Genomic DNA, 13,394 nt, shown 5'->3' on the forward strand with positions numbered 1-13,394 from the left:
CCGCGGGGTAGGGTGCGCGCGTGAGCAAGTCCGGCAAAGGGCGCGCCCCGGAGGGCGTGCAGGTCGTCGCCACCAACCGCCGCGCGCGCTTCGACTTCGAGGTCGAGGAGAGCTACGAGGCGGGCCTGGCGCTGACCGGCAGCGAGGTGAAGTCGCTCCGGGCGGGGAACCTCTCCCTGTCCGACGCCTACGCGCAGCCGCGGGGCGACGAGCTCTTCCTCTTCAACTGCCGGATCGGGGAGTACTCGGCCGCCGCGCAGTTCGGGCACGCGCCGCTGCGCGAGCGCAAGCTGCTCATGAAGCGGGCGGAGATCGAGAAGATCCGCGTGAACGTCGAGCAGCGCGGCTACACGCTCGTGCCGCTCTCGCTCTACTTCAAGCAGGGGTGGGCCAAGGTCGAGCTCGGGCTCGCCAAGGGCCGCAAGCACGAGGATCGCCGCAACGCCATCGCCGAGCGGGAGACGAAGCGGGAGATGGACCGGGCGATGTCGCGCAAGCGGAGGTGAGCGCGTCCGTCGTATCCCACGTCAGCCTACATCGGGCTTCGTCCTCCGGCGGCGGCCCGGGGCGTGCGCAGGGCCGCCCGCCCCCCGCCCGCGCGGAGCGTCTCGCCGCGCGCGCCGCTTTGCTACGCTGGTCCGCTCCGGGGGACGTCCATGTTCGACCGCGTGGTGCTGGCCAGCGACCTCGTTGACGCGACGGGCGCCGCGCTGGCGGGGGCGGGCGAGGTCGTCTCGGTCGCCTCCGTCCACGAGGCGGCGCGCGCCGCCCGCCCGCAGGCGCGCGTGCCGCTGGCGCGCAGCGCGGTGGCGAACGACCTCCACCTGCCGCTCGCCGAGCCGCCCTTCCGCCACCTCTTCCGCGGCGAGGAGGTCCGGTCGGCGGTGGCGCGGGTGGTGCTCTCGGCGCGGCTGCCGCCGGCGCTCTTCGAGGAGCTCGCCGCGCTGCGGGCGGCGGACCCCGGGCGCTACCGGCACGCCGTCGCGACCGCGGCCGTGACCGCGCGGCTGCTCATGGTGGCGGTGGGCGACGCGCCGGCGCTGCCGGACCTGGCCGCCGCCGGGCTGCTCCACGATCTCGGCATGCGGCACGTCCCGCCGGCGGTGGCGCGGGCCGCGGGCGCGCTCGACCGCGAGGGGACGCGGGCCCTCGCCGCGCACCCGCTGCTCGGCGGGCTGCACCTGGCGCGGCACCTGGGGGCGCACCCGGCCGTCGAGGCGGCGCTCGCCCATCACTGGAAGAGCGGCGCCGGTTACCCCGCGCTGGCGCGTTCGCCCTCGCGCTCGGTGGAGGTGGTCGGGGTGGCGAGCGCCTTCGTCGCGCTCACGCAGCCGCGCCCGTACCGCTCCTGCCCGTTCGACGCCCGCGGCGCCGCCGACGTGCTCATCGACGAGGCGCGGGCGCGCCTCGCCGACCCGAGCACGGTGCGGCTGCTCGTGCACGCGCTGCGCGGCGGGAGCGGCGAGTCGCGCGGGGTGCGGTTCGGGCGGCAGCGCGTCGGCCAGGCGCCGCTCGTGAACCGCCACACGCCCATCGCCCCCACCGCCGCCGCGCTCTAGGGGCCGCGCCCGAGCCAGCGGAGGGCCTCAGCCGCCGGCGCCCTGCCACCACTCGAAGGTGCGGCCGAGCGGGTCGTCCGCGCCGAAGAAGACCAGGTAGGCGGCCGCGTCGTAGGCCAGGAAGGCCGGCCGGCCGCGCGCCACGTTGCCGAGCTGCCGCAGCTGCCGCCAGGTGCCGGTGTTGAAGTAGCAGGCCGGCCGCCCGTTCACGAGCCCCAGCGGCGTCATCGCGGCGAAGTGGGTGTGGCCGTTCACGACGAAGCGCAGCCCGCGGTGCTCCCGCCGCTCCAGCGCCTTCACCGCCCGCCGGGCGAAGCGCGCGTCGAGGAGCCGCATGAGCAGGTAGTAGAGCTGGGTGAGCCGCGGCTCGTCGCGGGGCGGGGCGCGGGCCGAGAGGGCCAGCAGGAGCTTCACCCGCTGCGCGAAGTCGAGCTTGAGGCGCCGGTGGTGCTCGCGCATCCACCCCTTCACCCAGCCGCTGTCGAGGAACTCCTCCACGAGGTCGCGCCAGACGCGCCCCACCACCTGCGACAGGAACTGCGGCCGCTCGCGGGCGGCGGCCCGCACCCAGCCCGGCACCGCCAGGATGGGCCGCACGTCGTCGATGTCGTCGAGGGCGGGGTCGGGCACCTCGGCGCGGCGCCGGATCTCGCCCGGGAAGCGCACGATGAGCTCGGCGGCGATCACGTCGCCGAGCGGCGCGCTGCCGTCCGGCTCGTGGCAGAGCAGGTCGACCTCGTGCCCGTGGTAGGCGAGCACCCCGTGCTCCGGGAAGACGAGCTCGGTGGGCAGCGCCGCGTCGCCGCCGGGCATGCCGAGCGCGGCCCGCACCGCGGCGCGGGCCGCCGGCGCGTGCGCGAGCAGGCGGTCGTGGTTGCCGAGCAGGTAGTGGACCTGGAGCGTGCCCTCCCGGACCCGCGCCCGCACCGCCTCGAAGAACGGGCGATCGGCCTCGAGGGTGGCGCGGACGACCGCCTCGACCTGCGCCGCCAGCGCCGGCGAGGGCTCGTCGTACGGGCGCACCGCCGAGCCGAGCCACTGGGGGGCGCGCACCAGGTCGAAGATGTCGCCCACCAGGCACAGCTCCACCGGCGCGCCCGGGCGCCCGCCCTCGAGCCGCTGCCACAGCCGGTCGAGCTGCGCCGCGCGCGAGACGGGGCTGGGGGCGCCGGGGCGGAGGTGGAGGTCGGAGACGAAGACGAGCATGGAGGCGCGGCCCGTGGACGAGGGCCGCGGCCGGGCCTATCCCGGCGGGAGCCCCGAGGCGCGGCGGAGGAGGCCCCAGGTGTAGATGCCGGTGGAGTGCCCGTCCGACCACCGGATCTGGATGGCGTAGTTGCCGACCCCGTGCAGCTCGACCGGGCGGATGTCGGCCGGGATGGTGGCCGGATCGAGGAGCTTCCGGCCGGTGCCCTCCTCGATGCAGCTCGCGCACGGGCACTGGTCGCGGAGCTGCGCCGCGGGCAGCGCCACCCGCGGCCCGTCCGGCCAGACCACGAGCAGCTCGCCCTGCGCGCCGAGGTCGATGCTCTCCGGCGGGGCGGTGGTTTCCTGCTTGGAGGAGATCCGGTCGAGGAGGCCCATGCGCGGGTTCTGTCCCCGGCCTGGCCGCCTGTCAAGCCGAGCGCGCCAGCTCCGCGAGCAGCCGCGAGCGGTCGTCGAACGGGGTGGTGCAGGGCCGGCCCTCCGCGACCCACAGCTCGGAGGCCTCGAGCGACGGCGCGAGCCGGAGCACCGACGAGGAGCGCGTGCCGTAGTCGTGGTCGTCGAGGTGGACGCAGGTGGCCTCGAGCGGCGACGGCGCGTGCTGCACCAGCAGCTCGCGCAGCCGTGCCGGGTCGGGCTCGAGCGGCCAGCGGGAGCGCACCAGCTCGCCGCGCGGCCCGCGCCCCTCGGCGTCGCTCTCGGTCACCACGTGCAGCCCGGGGCCGAGCTCGAGCAGCGCCGCCTCGGCGCCGTCGTACAGCCACAGGAACGCCTGCGCCGCGTCGGCCACGAGGAGGTGGAACGGGTTGTAGCGCGCGGCGTCCTCGCCCGCGAACAGGGCCCGCGCCGCGCCGGCGCTCTCCTGTGCGAGCGCCTGCACCACCAGCTCGCCGCGCGAGCGGCGGCGCGGGTCGGGGAACCCGCCCTGCCGCGCGTGGTGGTTCGTGAGCGCGGCGAAGACGCCGCGCGCCGAGACGCCGATCCAGGTGCCCCCGCCCACCCGGTCGAGCGGGGCGGCGTAGCGCGGCCCGAGCCCGGGCTCGCGCAGGCCCCATGGCTCCGCCGCCCGCTTGAGCCGCTCGTCGCGGTTCGCGGCCACCACCACCGGCCAGCGGCGGTCGGTGCGCCAGGCGACGGCGAGCGTGCACATGGGGTCGCCGCCTCCTCTCCCGGCCCTCTCCTCCGGGGCCGGAGGAGAGGGATCGCGGCCGCGCCGGGGCGCGGGTGGCGCTACTTCGCCGCCTTCACCTTGGCGAGCAGGTCCTGGCGCTGCTGCTCGAGCTCGCGGGGGAGCGTCTTGCCGATCTTCTGGAACCACTCGGTCTGGCTCTCGAGCTCGCCCGCCCACTCGCCGAGGTCGATGCGCGTCGCGCCGGCGATGTCCGCGTGCTCCAGGCCGCGCACGTCGAGGTCGCCCGCCTTCGGGGTGAAGCCGAGCGCCGTCTCCTGGGCGCCGACGGCGCCCTGGCACCGGTCGAGCATCCACTTGAGGACGCGCATGTTGTCGCCGTAGCCGGGCCACAGGAACTTGCCGTCCTGGCTCTTGCGGAACCAGTTGACGAGGAAGACCTTCGGCGGCTTCGGGATGCGCTTCTCCATGTCGAGCCAGTGCCGCAGGTAGCTGCCCATGTCGTAGCCGCAGAACGGCAGCATGGCCATCGGGTCCCGGCGCACGACGCCGACCGCGCCGGTGGCGGCGGCGGTGGTCTCGGAGCCCATGGTCGCGCCCAGGTAGACGCCGTGCTTCCAGTCGAAGGACTGCAGCACCAGCGGCACCGTCGTCGAGCGGCGGCCGCCGAAGATGATGGCGTCGATGGGCACGCCCTTCGGGTCGTCGTAGGACGGGGAGAGGGCGGGGTTGTTCTGCACCGGCGCCGTGAAGCGGCTGTTCGGGTGGGCGGCCTTCTCGGCGGAGCCCTTCTTCCAGGGCTGGCCCTTCCAGTCGATGAGCTCGGCCGGCACCTCGCCGTCCATGCCCTCCCACCACACGTCGCCGTCCTTGGTGCGGGCGACGTTGGTGTAGAGCGTGTCCTTCTTGATGGTGTCCATCGCGTTGGGGTTCGTCTTGCGGTTCGTCCCCGGCGCGACCCCGAAGTACCCGTACTCGGGGTTCACGGCCCACAGCCGGCCGTCCTCGCCCACGCGCATCCAGGCGATGTCGTCGCCGACGGTGCGGATCTTCCAGCCCTGGAACGCCTTGGGCGGGATCATCATGGCGAAGTTGGTCTTGCCGCAGGCCGAGGGGAACGCGCCCGCGACGTACCGCTTCTCGCCCGTCGGGCTCTCCGCCTCGAGGATGAGCATGTGCTCGGCGAGCCAGCCCTCGTTCTTCGCCAGGTAGGAGGCGATGCGCAGCGCGAGGCACTTCTTCCCGAGCAGCGCGTTGCCGCCGTAGCCGGAGCCCACCGACCAGATGGTGTTGTCCTGCGGGAAGTGGCAGATGAACCGCCGCTCCGGGTTGCAGTCGGCCACCGAGTGGAGGCCCTTGTTGAACTCGGCGCTGGTGGGGCCGAGGCGGTCGAGCGCCACCTTCCCCATGCGCGTCATGATCCCCATGTTGAGCGCCACGTACACGGAGTCGGTGAGCTCGATGCCCACCTTGGCGAAGGGCGAGCGCGCCGGGCCCATGACGTAGGGCACGACGTACAGGGTGCGGCCCTTCATGGCGCCGTCGTAGATCGCGGCGAGCTTGTGGTACGCCTCCTGCGGCGCCATCCAGTTGTTGGTGGGGCCGGCCTCCTCCTTCGTCGGCGTGCAGATGAAGGTGAGGTGCTCGACGCGCGCCACGTCGTTCGGGTTCGAGTGGTGGAAGTAGCAGCCGGGCAGCTTCTTCTGGTCGAGCGGGATGAGCACGCCGCCGGCGACCGCCTCCTCGGTGAGCCGCTGCTTCTCCTCGGGTGAGCCGTCGCACCAGTAGACGCGGTCGGGCTTGCACATCTTCGCCATCTCGTCGACCCACGCCAGCAGCGACGGGTTCGACGTGGGGCGCTTCTGACCGCTCTCGACAGGTGCGCGCATGCGGGCCTTCCCTTGGGGCAAGTGGTTCGAGTGAAAGGTAGGGAAAGCGGAGATTATCCGAGACGCGACCGCGCCGCCACCGCGGAGATGTGCGGCCGCCCCGCCCCAATTGCCGCGGCGCCGGTCCGCCCGCACCGCGCGGCCTATCTTTGGCGGATGACGCTCCCCGTCCATGGCCCCCAGCTCCTCGACCGCGGCGTGCGCTTCTCGGTCTGGGCTCCCGCGCAGGAGCGGCTGGCGGTGCGGGTGGCCGGCGAGGAGCGCCCGCTCGCGCGGGAGGACGGCGGGTGGTGGTCGGGGGTGGTGCGCGAGGCGAAGCTCGGCGATCGCTACCAGCTCGTGCTGCCGGACGGACGAGCGCTCCCCGATCCGGCGTCGCGCCGCCAGCCGGACGGGGTGCACGGGCCGTCGCAGGTGTGGGACGCGCGCCGGTACGCCTGGCGGCACGCCTTCCCCGGCCTGCCGCTCGAGGAGCTGGCGTTCTACGAGCTGCACGTCGGCACCTTCACGCCCGAGGGGACGCTCGACGCGGCCGCGGCCCGGCTGCGGGACCTCGTCGACCTGGGCGTGACCTGCGTCGAGCTGCTCCCGGTCCAGCCGTTCCCGGGGAACCGCAACTGGGGGTACGACGGCGTCTCGCTGCACGCGGTCCACGAGGGCTACGGCGGGCCGGAGGCGCTGCAGCGCTTCGTGGATCAGGCGCACGCGCTCGGCCTCGCCGTCTGCCTCGACGTCGTCTACAACCACCTCGGGCCGGAGGGGAACTACCTGTCGGTGTGGGCCCCGTACTTCACCGATCGGCACAAGTCGCCCTGGGGCGATGGGGTCAACTACGACGGGCCGGACGCGGGGCCCGTGCGCGCCTACGTCCTCCAGGCCGCGCTGCAGTGGGTGCGCGACTTCCGGGTGGACGCGCTGCGCCTCGACGCCGTCCACGCCATCCCGGACGACAGCCCGCGCCACCTCGTCGGGGCGCTCTCCGACGCCGTGCGCGCGTTCGCCGACGGGAGCGGGCGCCGGATCCACGTGGTGGCGGAGAGCGATCTCGAGGACCGCAAGGTGGTGGACCCGCCGCCCGGAGGCTGGGGCTGCGCCGCCATGTGGGCGGACGACTTCCACCACGCGGTGCACGCGCTGCTCACCGGGGAGCGGGGCGCCTTCTACCAGGACTTCGGCGGGATGGCGCCGCTCGCCCGCGCCCTCGCCGAGGGGTTCGCCTTCCAGGGCGAGCCGTCGCGCTTCAGGAAGAAGCCGTGGGGGACGGACACCCGGGGCCTCGCCCCGTCGCAGTTCGTCTTCTCCCTCCAGAACCACGATCAGGTGGGGAACCGGCCGGCCGGGGAGCGCCTCGCGGCGCTGGTGCCGGGCGAGGCGCTCTTCCCGCTGGCCGCGCTCCTGCTCCTCGGGCCCGGCCTGCCGCTCCTCTTCATGGGCGAGGAGTACGGGGAGGAGCGGCCGTTCCTCTACTTCACGAGCCACGGCGACCCGGCGCTGGCGAAGGCGGTGAGCGAGGGCCGCAAGGCGGAGCACCTCGCCGAGGCCGGCGCGGGCGGGGTGCCCGATCCCCAGGACGAGGACACCTTCCGCCGCTCGATCCTCGCGCACCGCCGCGACGGGCGGCACGGTGAGCTCTGGCGGCACCACCGCGAGCTGCTGCGGATCCGCCGCCGGCACGCCGCCGCCCTCGGCCAGCGCTGGCCGGAGGTGGCGGTGGACGGGACGAGCCTCGCGCTGCGCCGGCCGGGCCTGGAGGTGGAGGTGAACCTCGGCCCTTCCCCGGCCGGCGGGCTGCCGGCCTGGGGGTGGCGCGTGCGCGAGGGGTGAGCGCCGTCAGCGCTTCAGCTTCTCGCGCAGCAGATCGCCGAGGGTGCCGAAGCCCTTGCCCCCGCGCCCCTGCGGCGCGGCCTGGCGCAGGTACTCCTGCGCCTCCTTGCGCTCCGCGGCCTGCTCCGCCTCGGTCTTGGAGAGCCGGAGCCGGCCCTGCTCGTCGATGGCGGAGATGGCGCAGTCGAGCTGGTCGCCCACCTTGAACGCGCGGCGCAGGTCGGTGCCGCGCGGCGTCCCGGTCTCGCTGGCGGGCACGAGCCCCCGGCCGCCGGCGAAGCGCACGAAGAGCCCGAACGGCTCGATCTTGTCCACGGAGGCCTTCACCACGTCGCCCACCCTGGGGGGCGGCGGCGGCGCGGTGACGGGCCGCGCCTCGCCGGGCGCGGGCGCCTTCGGCTCGGGGCGCGGGGCGAGCGCGCGCACGGAGAGGCCGATGCGCTCGCCGCGCTTCGCGTCCTGCTCCAGCTTCACCACCTGGACCGTGACCGCGTCGCCGGCCTTCAGGAGCTCCTGCGGCTTCGAGACGCGATCCCAGGAGAGCTCGGAGACGTGGACCAGGCCCTCCAGGCCGCCGATGTCCACGAACGCGCCGTAGTCCTGCACGCTCGTGACGGTGCCCTGGAAGACGGCGCCCTCCGCGAGCTGCTCGCGCGTCTTCCGGGCGCGCTCCGCCTTCTCCTCCTCGAGGAGCGCGCGGCGCGACAGCACCGCGTCGCGGCCGTCGGCGCGCTGGACCTTGAACTGCAGCTTCTGGCCGACGAAGGCCGAGGGATCGCCGACGAACCGGACGTCGATCTGCGAGACGGGGCAGAAGGCGCGCTGGCCCATCACCTCCACCTCGAGGCCGCCCTTGTTGACCGCCTTCACGACGCCGTCCACCGGCAGGCCGGTGCGGGCGGCCTCGACCAGGGCCTCGCGGTCGTGGGCGCCCTTGTGCCCCCGCCCCTTCGAGATCACCACCCCGCGCTCGCCGCCCTTCACCACCACGCCGTCGACGATGTCGCCGACCCGGGCGGTCACCTCGCCGTCGTCGCCCTTGAGCTCGGCGATCTCGATCATGCCCTCGGCGAGCCCGGTCCCGAGCTCGAGGAAGGCGACGTCGTGGCCGAGCTGGATGATCTTGGCGGCGACCTTCTCGCCCACCTGCCAGCGCTTGCGCGGGCCGGCCTCGCTGCCGGCCAGCAGGTCGGCGAAGGAGCCCTCCTCCGGGATCGGCGCCTCGGGCGGCGGCGGCGGCGGCTCGCCGCGGAGCTGCGGCTCGCGCGGCGCGGCCTCGCGGGCCGGCCCCTCCTCGCGCTCGCGCCGCGGGCGATCGCCGCGCGGCCGGTCCCCGCGCCCGCGCGGAGCGCCGGAGCGGGCAGGGCCGGGGCGGCCAGGCCCGCGCGCGCCGCCCGGGCCACCGCCGGGCGCGCCGCCGGGGGCGCCGCGCCGGTCGGCGACGCGCTGCCAGAGCGGCCGGGCGTCGGCCTTCTCCGGCGGGGGCGCGCGGTCGGCCTGCGGGGCAGGTTCGGGAGGGAGCGGCGTCACGACGCCCTTGCGGATCACCACCGGGCCCGCCGAACCGGGCTTCTTCTCGTCGGCCATGGGGCGCGGTTTATAGCAGAGGAGAGAAGGGGCGGCACCCGTCGTCGGGGTGGGGGCCGGGCGGCGAAAATGTTATGGACCCGCCTCCATGGCCGGCCGGGTGGTGATCTTCGTGACGCGAGGGGACGAGTCGGCGCTCCGCCTGGCGGGCGCGTGCGCCCTCGCCGCCGCCGCGATGGACGACCGGGTGGACCTCTTCCTGTTCGGCCGGGCGGTCGCGGCCGCGGTCGAGGCGGCGGGTGACCCCGAGCACCCGGCGGCGCTGCTCCACCAGGCGCGGGCGGCCGGCCGCTGCCGGCTCCTCGGGTGCAGCGCGAGCGCGGTGGCCGAAGGGGTGGACCTCGCCCGGGCGGAGGCGGCCCTGGACGCGGTGGTGGGGTGGCCGACGGTGCTGGAGTGGAGCCGCGGCGTGGTCGATCGCTTCTACTTTTGACGTTTTCGCGTGGCGAGGAAGAGCCGCCTCCTCCCGGGCGTTCTTCCGGCTGCCCTCTTCCCCGGTGAGCCATGGTGAACCTGTCGATCGATCCCCCTCCTTTTGGCGGCGGCCCTGGTGGCGGCGGCCTCGCGCGCTGGCTCGTGTACCCGGCGCTGCTCGTCGTCGGCCTCGCCGGCGGCTTCGTGGCCGGCCGCAAGACCGCGCCGCGGCTGCCCGCCGGGCCGGTGGCGGCCGCGCCCGCGCCCGCCCGGCCCCAGCCTCCGCCGGCCCCGCCGGCCGCGGGCGCCCCCGCACCGGCCCCCGCTCCTGCCGCGCCCGGTAGCGCCGCCGTCGCGGCCGCCCCGGCCGCCCCGGCCGGCAACGCCGCGCAGCCGCCGGCGGCGGTCACGCCGCCCGGCGCGCCGCAGGGCCCGCTCGTCAGGCGCATCAGCGTGACGCTCCAGGGACCGCTCGAGGAGAGCATCTCGCGGGCGCTGCCCGAGGCGGAGCGGAGCTGGGGCGAGGAGCTCACCCAGGTGGTGAACCGGCTGCTCGTGTGGTCGATGCAGGTGAGCCGCGACGGCCGCAAGGGCGACAAGCTCGAGGTGCTGTACGAGCTCCCGACGGCGCAGCCGAGCGAGGTGCAGGCCATCGGCGACGCGGGCCCGGCCTCGAAGGAGCCCACCGTGCTCGCGCTGCGCTACGGCTCGCAGAAGCTCGGCAAGCTCCTCACCGCCTACCGCTTCAAGCCCGAGGGCGCGCCCTTCGCGCGCTACTACACGGCCGAGGGCGTCGAGGTCGAGGAGCACCTCCAGGACAGCCCGGTCGAGGGGTACGAGCAGATCACCTCGCTCCTGCGCGACGGCCGCCGGCACAAGGGCGTCGACTACAAGACGCCGGTGGGCACCCCGGTGAAGGCGCCCTTCGACGGGCAGATCACCCGCCGCAACTGGCACTTCGGCGCCAACGGCAACTGCCTGGAGCTCGTCGACGCGAAGAGCGGGCGCCACGCCATCTTCCTCCACCTGGAGGCGGCCCCGAAGGAGATGCAGCCGGGCACGAAGGTGGCGAAGGGCCAGGTCATCGCGAAGTCCGGCAACAGCGGGCACTCCACGGCGCCGCACCTCCACTACCAGCTGGAGGCGCCGGACGGCCGCGTGCTCGACCCGTTCGCGGTCCTGCCGACCCGGCAGGTGAAGCTCGACGGGGCGTCGAAGGGCGCGTTCGATCAGGAGCGCAGCCGGCTGGAGCCGATGCTGATCGCCAAGCGCTAGCTGCGGGGGTGATTCCCTGCCGTCCCTCAGGGTCCGCGGCGTTCCGCGCGATCGGGTCCGAGCGGGGGCGGCGGGGTAGCCCTCCGCCGGAGCGCAGGCTGACCTGCGGAAGACTACGATCGCCCGGCGGGCGCTGCACCGCCGGTGCCGCGCCGGCGCTAGCTTCCCCGGGCGCCACCGCGGCGCGGCACGTTGCGGTGCAAGCCGCAGAGCGTTTCTGAGACGCTGGCCGTAGCAACCCCGGCAGGTCATTTGCCGAGCACCGCCGGAGGGCTACCCCACAGCCCCGGCGACCGTACCCTCGATTGGCGTGGCGTGGCGTGGCGTGGCGTTGCGCCCCTGCGCTCGCGCGCGAGCCTCTCGAAGAGGAGGGCGTCGCCGGAAAACGAAAGAGCCGCCCGGGTTCCCGGGCGGCTCTCGTGTTTCAGGGCTGCGTCAGGCGAGGGCTACTCTTCCTTGCCCTTGCGGCCGCCGGCGGCGGCCCACTGCTCGAGCATCGCGGTGGTGACCGACTTCGGGCGCTCGATGGCGTAGCCGAGGCCGCGGTCCCACACGATGTTGGCGAGCACGCCGAGCGCGCGGCCGACGCCGAACTCGACCGTGTAGAAGTCCCACTCGCGGACGCCGTAGTACCACTGGATGACGCCGGACTGCGCGTCGACGTTCGGCCAGGGGTTCTTGGTCTTGCCGTGCTCGGTGAGGACGCCCGGGGCGACCTTGTAGATCATGTTGACGAGCTTGAAGAGCGGGTCATCCGGCAGGTGCTTCTGGCAGTACTCCATCTGCGCGGTGTAGCGCGGGTCGGTCTTGCGGAGCACCGCGTGCCCGTAGCCCGGGATGACCTGGCCGCCCTTGAGGGTGTCCCAGAGGAACGCCTTCAGCTCCTCCTCGGTCGGGATCTTCCCGCCGAGCTTCTTCATCACGTTCTGGATCCAGCCCAGGACCTCCTGGTTGGCGAGGCCGTGCAGCGGGCCGGCCAGGCCGTTCAGGCCGGCGGAGAACGCGTAGTACGGGTCGGACAGCGCCGAGGCCACGAGGTGCGTCGTGTGCGCGGAGACGTTCCCCGACTCGTGGTCCGAGTGGAGGATGAAGTACATGCGCGAGACGTCGTCGTACGGCTTCGCGATGCCCATCATGTGGGCGAAGTTCCCGCCGAAGTCGAGCTTGGCGTCCGGCTCGATGTGCGTGTCGCCCTTGTACTTCATGCGGTAGATGTACGCGGCGATGTGCGGCAGCTTCGCCAGCAGGTTCATCGCGTCCTCGTACGTCGCGTCCCAGTAGTCGGTCTTCTTCATGCCCTCGGCGTACCGGTGGGCGAAGACCGACTCGCGCTGCATGGCGAGGACGGCGGTCGAGAACATCGTCATCGGGTGCGTGTCGCGCGGCATGGCGCGGAGCACGTCGAAGACGTACGCGGGCACCTCGGCGCGGGAGCGCCAGTCGGCCTCGACCTCGAGGGCCTGCTCGGCGGTCGGGACGTCGCCGGTGAGCAGGAAGTAGAAGAAGGACTCGACCGTCGGCTGCTCGAAGCCGGCCTTGCGGGGCAGCGCCGCGAAGGTCTCCGGGATCGTCTTGCCGCGGAAGCGGATGCCTTCCTGCGGATCGAGGTAGGAGATGTCGGTCACGAGGCAGCGGACGTCGCGCGCCCCGCCGATCGCCTGCCCGATGTTGACGGAGTCGATGACGACGTTGCCGAACTCCTTGTTCAGCTTTTGCGTCCTCGGCCGGAAGGCCTCGATCTTCTCGAACAGCTTTGCTTTGAGGGCGGTGGTCCTCGGCTTCGCGTTGGCCATGCGGGCTCCGATGGATCGGCGTGAGGGACTGCGTCAAAATGAATCGGACGCGAAATCCTACATGCGCAGCCGCGCGCGGCGCAATCGTCACATGAGGCAGGATGACGCGCGACAAGCGGATGCTTGCGCCGCATCAAGCTCACCGGCCGAGCGGCTCGCCGGCCGCCCGCCAAGGTGGTGCGAGATCAGGCGCGTAGCAGCTCGGACCACGGACGGGGCGCCCTGGAGGGCGCGGCACCATGCCGCACCATGAGTGCGCTAGCGCCGGCCGCCGTGCAGCGCCGCCACCACCTGTGCCGCGAGGAGCCCGGCGTCCACGGGCAGCTCGGCCGCCGCGCCGGGGGCGGCGTCGGGGAGCGCGGGCGTCGGCTCGGCGCCGGCGGCTTCCTCGCGGCGCCGCGGCTTCCCGGCGCTCGCGCCGGAGCGGCAGGGCCGGCACCAGGGCTGGTTGCGGATGGCGCCGTCCGCCATCCGGCGCAGCCCGAACTGCGCCAGCGGCCGCATCTTGTGGCACTTGAGGCACATGAGCGTGATGAAGACCTCGTTGCCGTCCGCGTCGTAGACGCTCGAGCGGCGGCGCTTCGGCTTCGCCTCGCCCGCCTCCTGGCGCGCGTTCGACTTCTCCGCGCGCGAGGCGGCGACCTCGGCGTCGCGCTTCGCGATGGCAGGGGCGAGCATCACCTTGACGGCCATTCTTCACACCTCGCGGGAGAGACAC

At 74.2% G+C, this 13,394-nt stretch carries 12 protein-coding genes; 5 read left to right on the forward strand and 7 right to left on the reverse strand.

All coding sequences use genetic code 11. The annotated features are described in order from the left end of the window. Nucleotides 1-20 precede the first annotated feature (20 nt). Both smpB and HWY08_RS08055 read left to right on the forward strand, forming a co-directional pair. The gene (gene smpB, locus HWY08_RS08050; RefSeq protein WP_176064330.1) at nt 21-506 is read left to right on the forward strand and encodes an SsrA-binding protein SmpB; all 486 of its coding nucleotides are present in this window, start codon (nt 21-23) and stop codon (nt 504-506) included. A 150-nt stretch (nt 507-656) separates the two neighbouring features. After that, nucleotides 657-1,559, forward strand: coding sequence for an HD-GYP domain-containing protein (locus HWY08_RS08055; protein WP_176064331.1), 903 nt, complete (start codon nt 657-659; stop codon nt 1,557-1,559). 27 nt (nt 1,560-1,586) lie between these two features. On the opposite strand, the gene HWY08_RS08060 is transcribed toward HWY08_RS08055, so the two are convergent. The 4 genes from HWY08_RS08060 to HWY08_RS08075 form a co-directional block, all read right to left on the reverse strand. After that, entirely contained in the window at nt 1,587-2,765 is a 1,179-nt protein-coding gene (locus HWY08_RS08060; RefSeq protein ID WP_176064332.1) for a metallophosphoesterase family protein, read from the reverse strand. Nucleotides 2,766-2,801: 36 nt separating this feature from the next. Then, a complete protein-coding gene (locus tag HWY08_RS08065; protein WP_176064333.1) occupies nt 2,802-3,143 on the reverse strand; it encodes a DUF971 domain-containing protein in 342 nt (113 codons plus the stop codon). A gap of 31 nt (nt 3,144-3,174) precedes the next feature. Then, complete coding sequence (locus tag HWY08_RS08070; protein ID WP_176064334.1) at nt 3,175-3,915, reverse strand: NRDE family protein; 741 nt, start codon at nt 3,913-3,915, stop codon at nt 3,175-3,177. 80 nt (nt 3,916-3,995) lie between these two features. Further along, the gene (locus HWY08_RS08075; protein ID WP_176064335.1) at nt 3,996-5,783 is read right to left on the reverse strand and encodes a phosphoenolpyruvate carboxykinase (GTP); all 1,788 of its coding nucleotides are present in this window, start codon (nt 5,781-5,783) and stop codon (nt 3,996-3,998) included. 156 nt (nt 5,784-5,939) lie between these two features. On the opposite strand from HWY08_RS08075, the gene treZ reads away from it, so the two are divergent. After that, on the forward strand, nt 5,940-7,607 hold the full coding sequence (gene treZ / locus HWY08_RS08080; protein WP_176064336.1) for a malto-oligosyltrehalose trehalohydrolase: 1,668 nt from the start codon (nt 5,940-5,942) through the stop codon (nt 7,605-7,607). Between the two features lie 6 nt (nt 7,608-7,613). Here the strand turns inward: treZ and HWY08_RS08085 are convergent, their stop codons facing one another. Continuing rightward, a complete protein-coding gene (locus HWY08_RS08085) occupies nt 7,614-9,194 on the reverse strand; it encodes a 30S ribosomal protein S1 (RefSeq protein ID WP_176064337.1) in 1,581 nt (526 codons plus the stop codon). Nucleotides 9,195-9,282: 88 nt separating this feature from the next. On the opposite strand from HWY08_RS08085, the gene HWY08_RS22090 reads away from it, so the two are divergent. Together HWY08_RS22090 and HWY08_RS08095 are read left to right on the forward strand one after the other, a co-directional pair. Further along, on the forward strand, nt 9,283-9,627 hold the full coding sequence (locus HWY08_RS22090) for a DsrE family protein (protein ID WP_176064338.1): 345 nt from the start codon (nt 9,283-9,285) through the stop codon (nt 9,625-9,627). A gap of 71 nt (nt 9,628-9,698) precedes the next feature. After that, nucleotides 9,699-10,883: a M23 family metallopeptidase gene (locus HWY08_RS08095; protein WP_176064339.1), complete on the forward strand. Its 1,185-nt coding sequence runs from the start codon at nt 9,699-9,701 to the stop codon at nt 10,881-10,883. Nucleotides 10,884-11,329: 446 nt separating this feature from the next. Here the strand turns inward: HWY08_RS08095 and HWY08_RS08100 are convergent, their stop codons facing one another. Both HWY08_RS08100 and HWY08_RS08105 read right to left on the reverse strand, forming a co-directional pair. Next, nucleotides 11,330-12,676, reverse strand: a complete 1,347-nt coding sequence (locus tag HWY08_RS08100; RefSeq protein ID WP_176064340.1) for a citrate (Si)-synthase — start codon at nt 12,674-12,676, stop codon at nt 11,330-11,332. Nucleotides 12,677-12,934: 258 nt separating this feature from the next. Then, nucleotides 12,935-13,369 carry a hypothetical protein gene (locus HWY08_RS08105; RefSeq protein WP_176064341.1) on the reverse strand — a complete coding sequence of 145 codons (435 nt, stop codon included), beginning with the start codon at nt 13,367-13,369 and terminating at the stop codon, nt 12,935-12,937. Nucleotides 13,370-13,394 lie beyond the last annotated feature (25 nt).

The sequence above is a fragment of the Anaeromyxobacter diazotrophicus genome (assembly GCF_013340205.1).
GTDB lineage: Bacteria > Myxococcota > Myxococcia > Myxococcales > Anaeromyxobacteraceae > Anaeromyxobacter_A > Anaeromyxobacter_A diazotrophicus.

Bases quoted from the DNA above. Each gene is read 5' to 3' on its own strand.
- HWY08_RS08055 (WP_176064331.1), top strand. From the start codon at position 657: ATGTTCGACCGCGTGGTGCTGGCCAGCGACCTCGTTGACGCGACGGGC.
- HWY08_RS08060 (WP_176064332.1), bottom strand. From the start codon at position 2,765: ATGCTCGTCTTCGTCTCCGACCTCCACCTCCGCCCCGGCGCCCCCAGC.
- HWY08_RS08065 (WP_176064333.1), bottom strand. From the start codon at position 3,143: ATGGGCCTCCTCGACCGGATCTCCTCCAAGCAGGAAACCACCGCCCCG.
- HWY08_RS08070 (WP_176064334.1), bottom strand. From the start codon at position 3,915: ATGTGCACGCTCGCCGTCGCCTGGCGCACCGACCGCCGCTGGCCGGTG.
- HWY08_RS08075 (WP_176064335.1), bottom strand. From the start codon at position 5,783: ATGCGCGCACCTGTCGAGAGCGGTCAGAAGCGCCCCACGTCGAACCCG.
- treZ (WP_176064336.1), top strand. From the start codon at position 5,940: ATGACGCTCCCCGTCCATGGCCCCCAGCTCCTCGACCGCGGCGTGCGC.
- HWY08_RS08085 (WP_176064337.1), bottom strand. From the start codon at position 9,194: ATGGCCGACGAGAAGAAGCCCGGTTCGGCGGGCCCGGTGGTGATCCGC.
- HWY08_RS22090 (WP_176064338.1), top strand. From the start codon at position 9,283: ATGGCCGGCCGGGTGGTGATCTTCGTGACGCGAGGGGACGAGTCGGCG.
- HWY08_RS08095 (WP_176064339.1), top strand. From the start codon at position 9,699: ATGGTGAACCTGTCGATCGATCCCCCTCCTTTTGGCGGCGGCCCTGGT.
- HWY08_RS08100 (WP_176064340.1), bottom strand. From the start codon at position 12,676: ATGGCCAACGCGAAGCCGAGGACCACCGCCCTCAAAGCAAAGCTGTTC.
- HWY08_RS08105 (WP_176064341.1), bottom strand. From the start codon at position 13,369: ATGGCCGTCAAGGTGATGCTCGCCCCTGCCATCGCGAAGCGCGACGCC.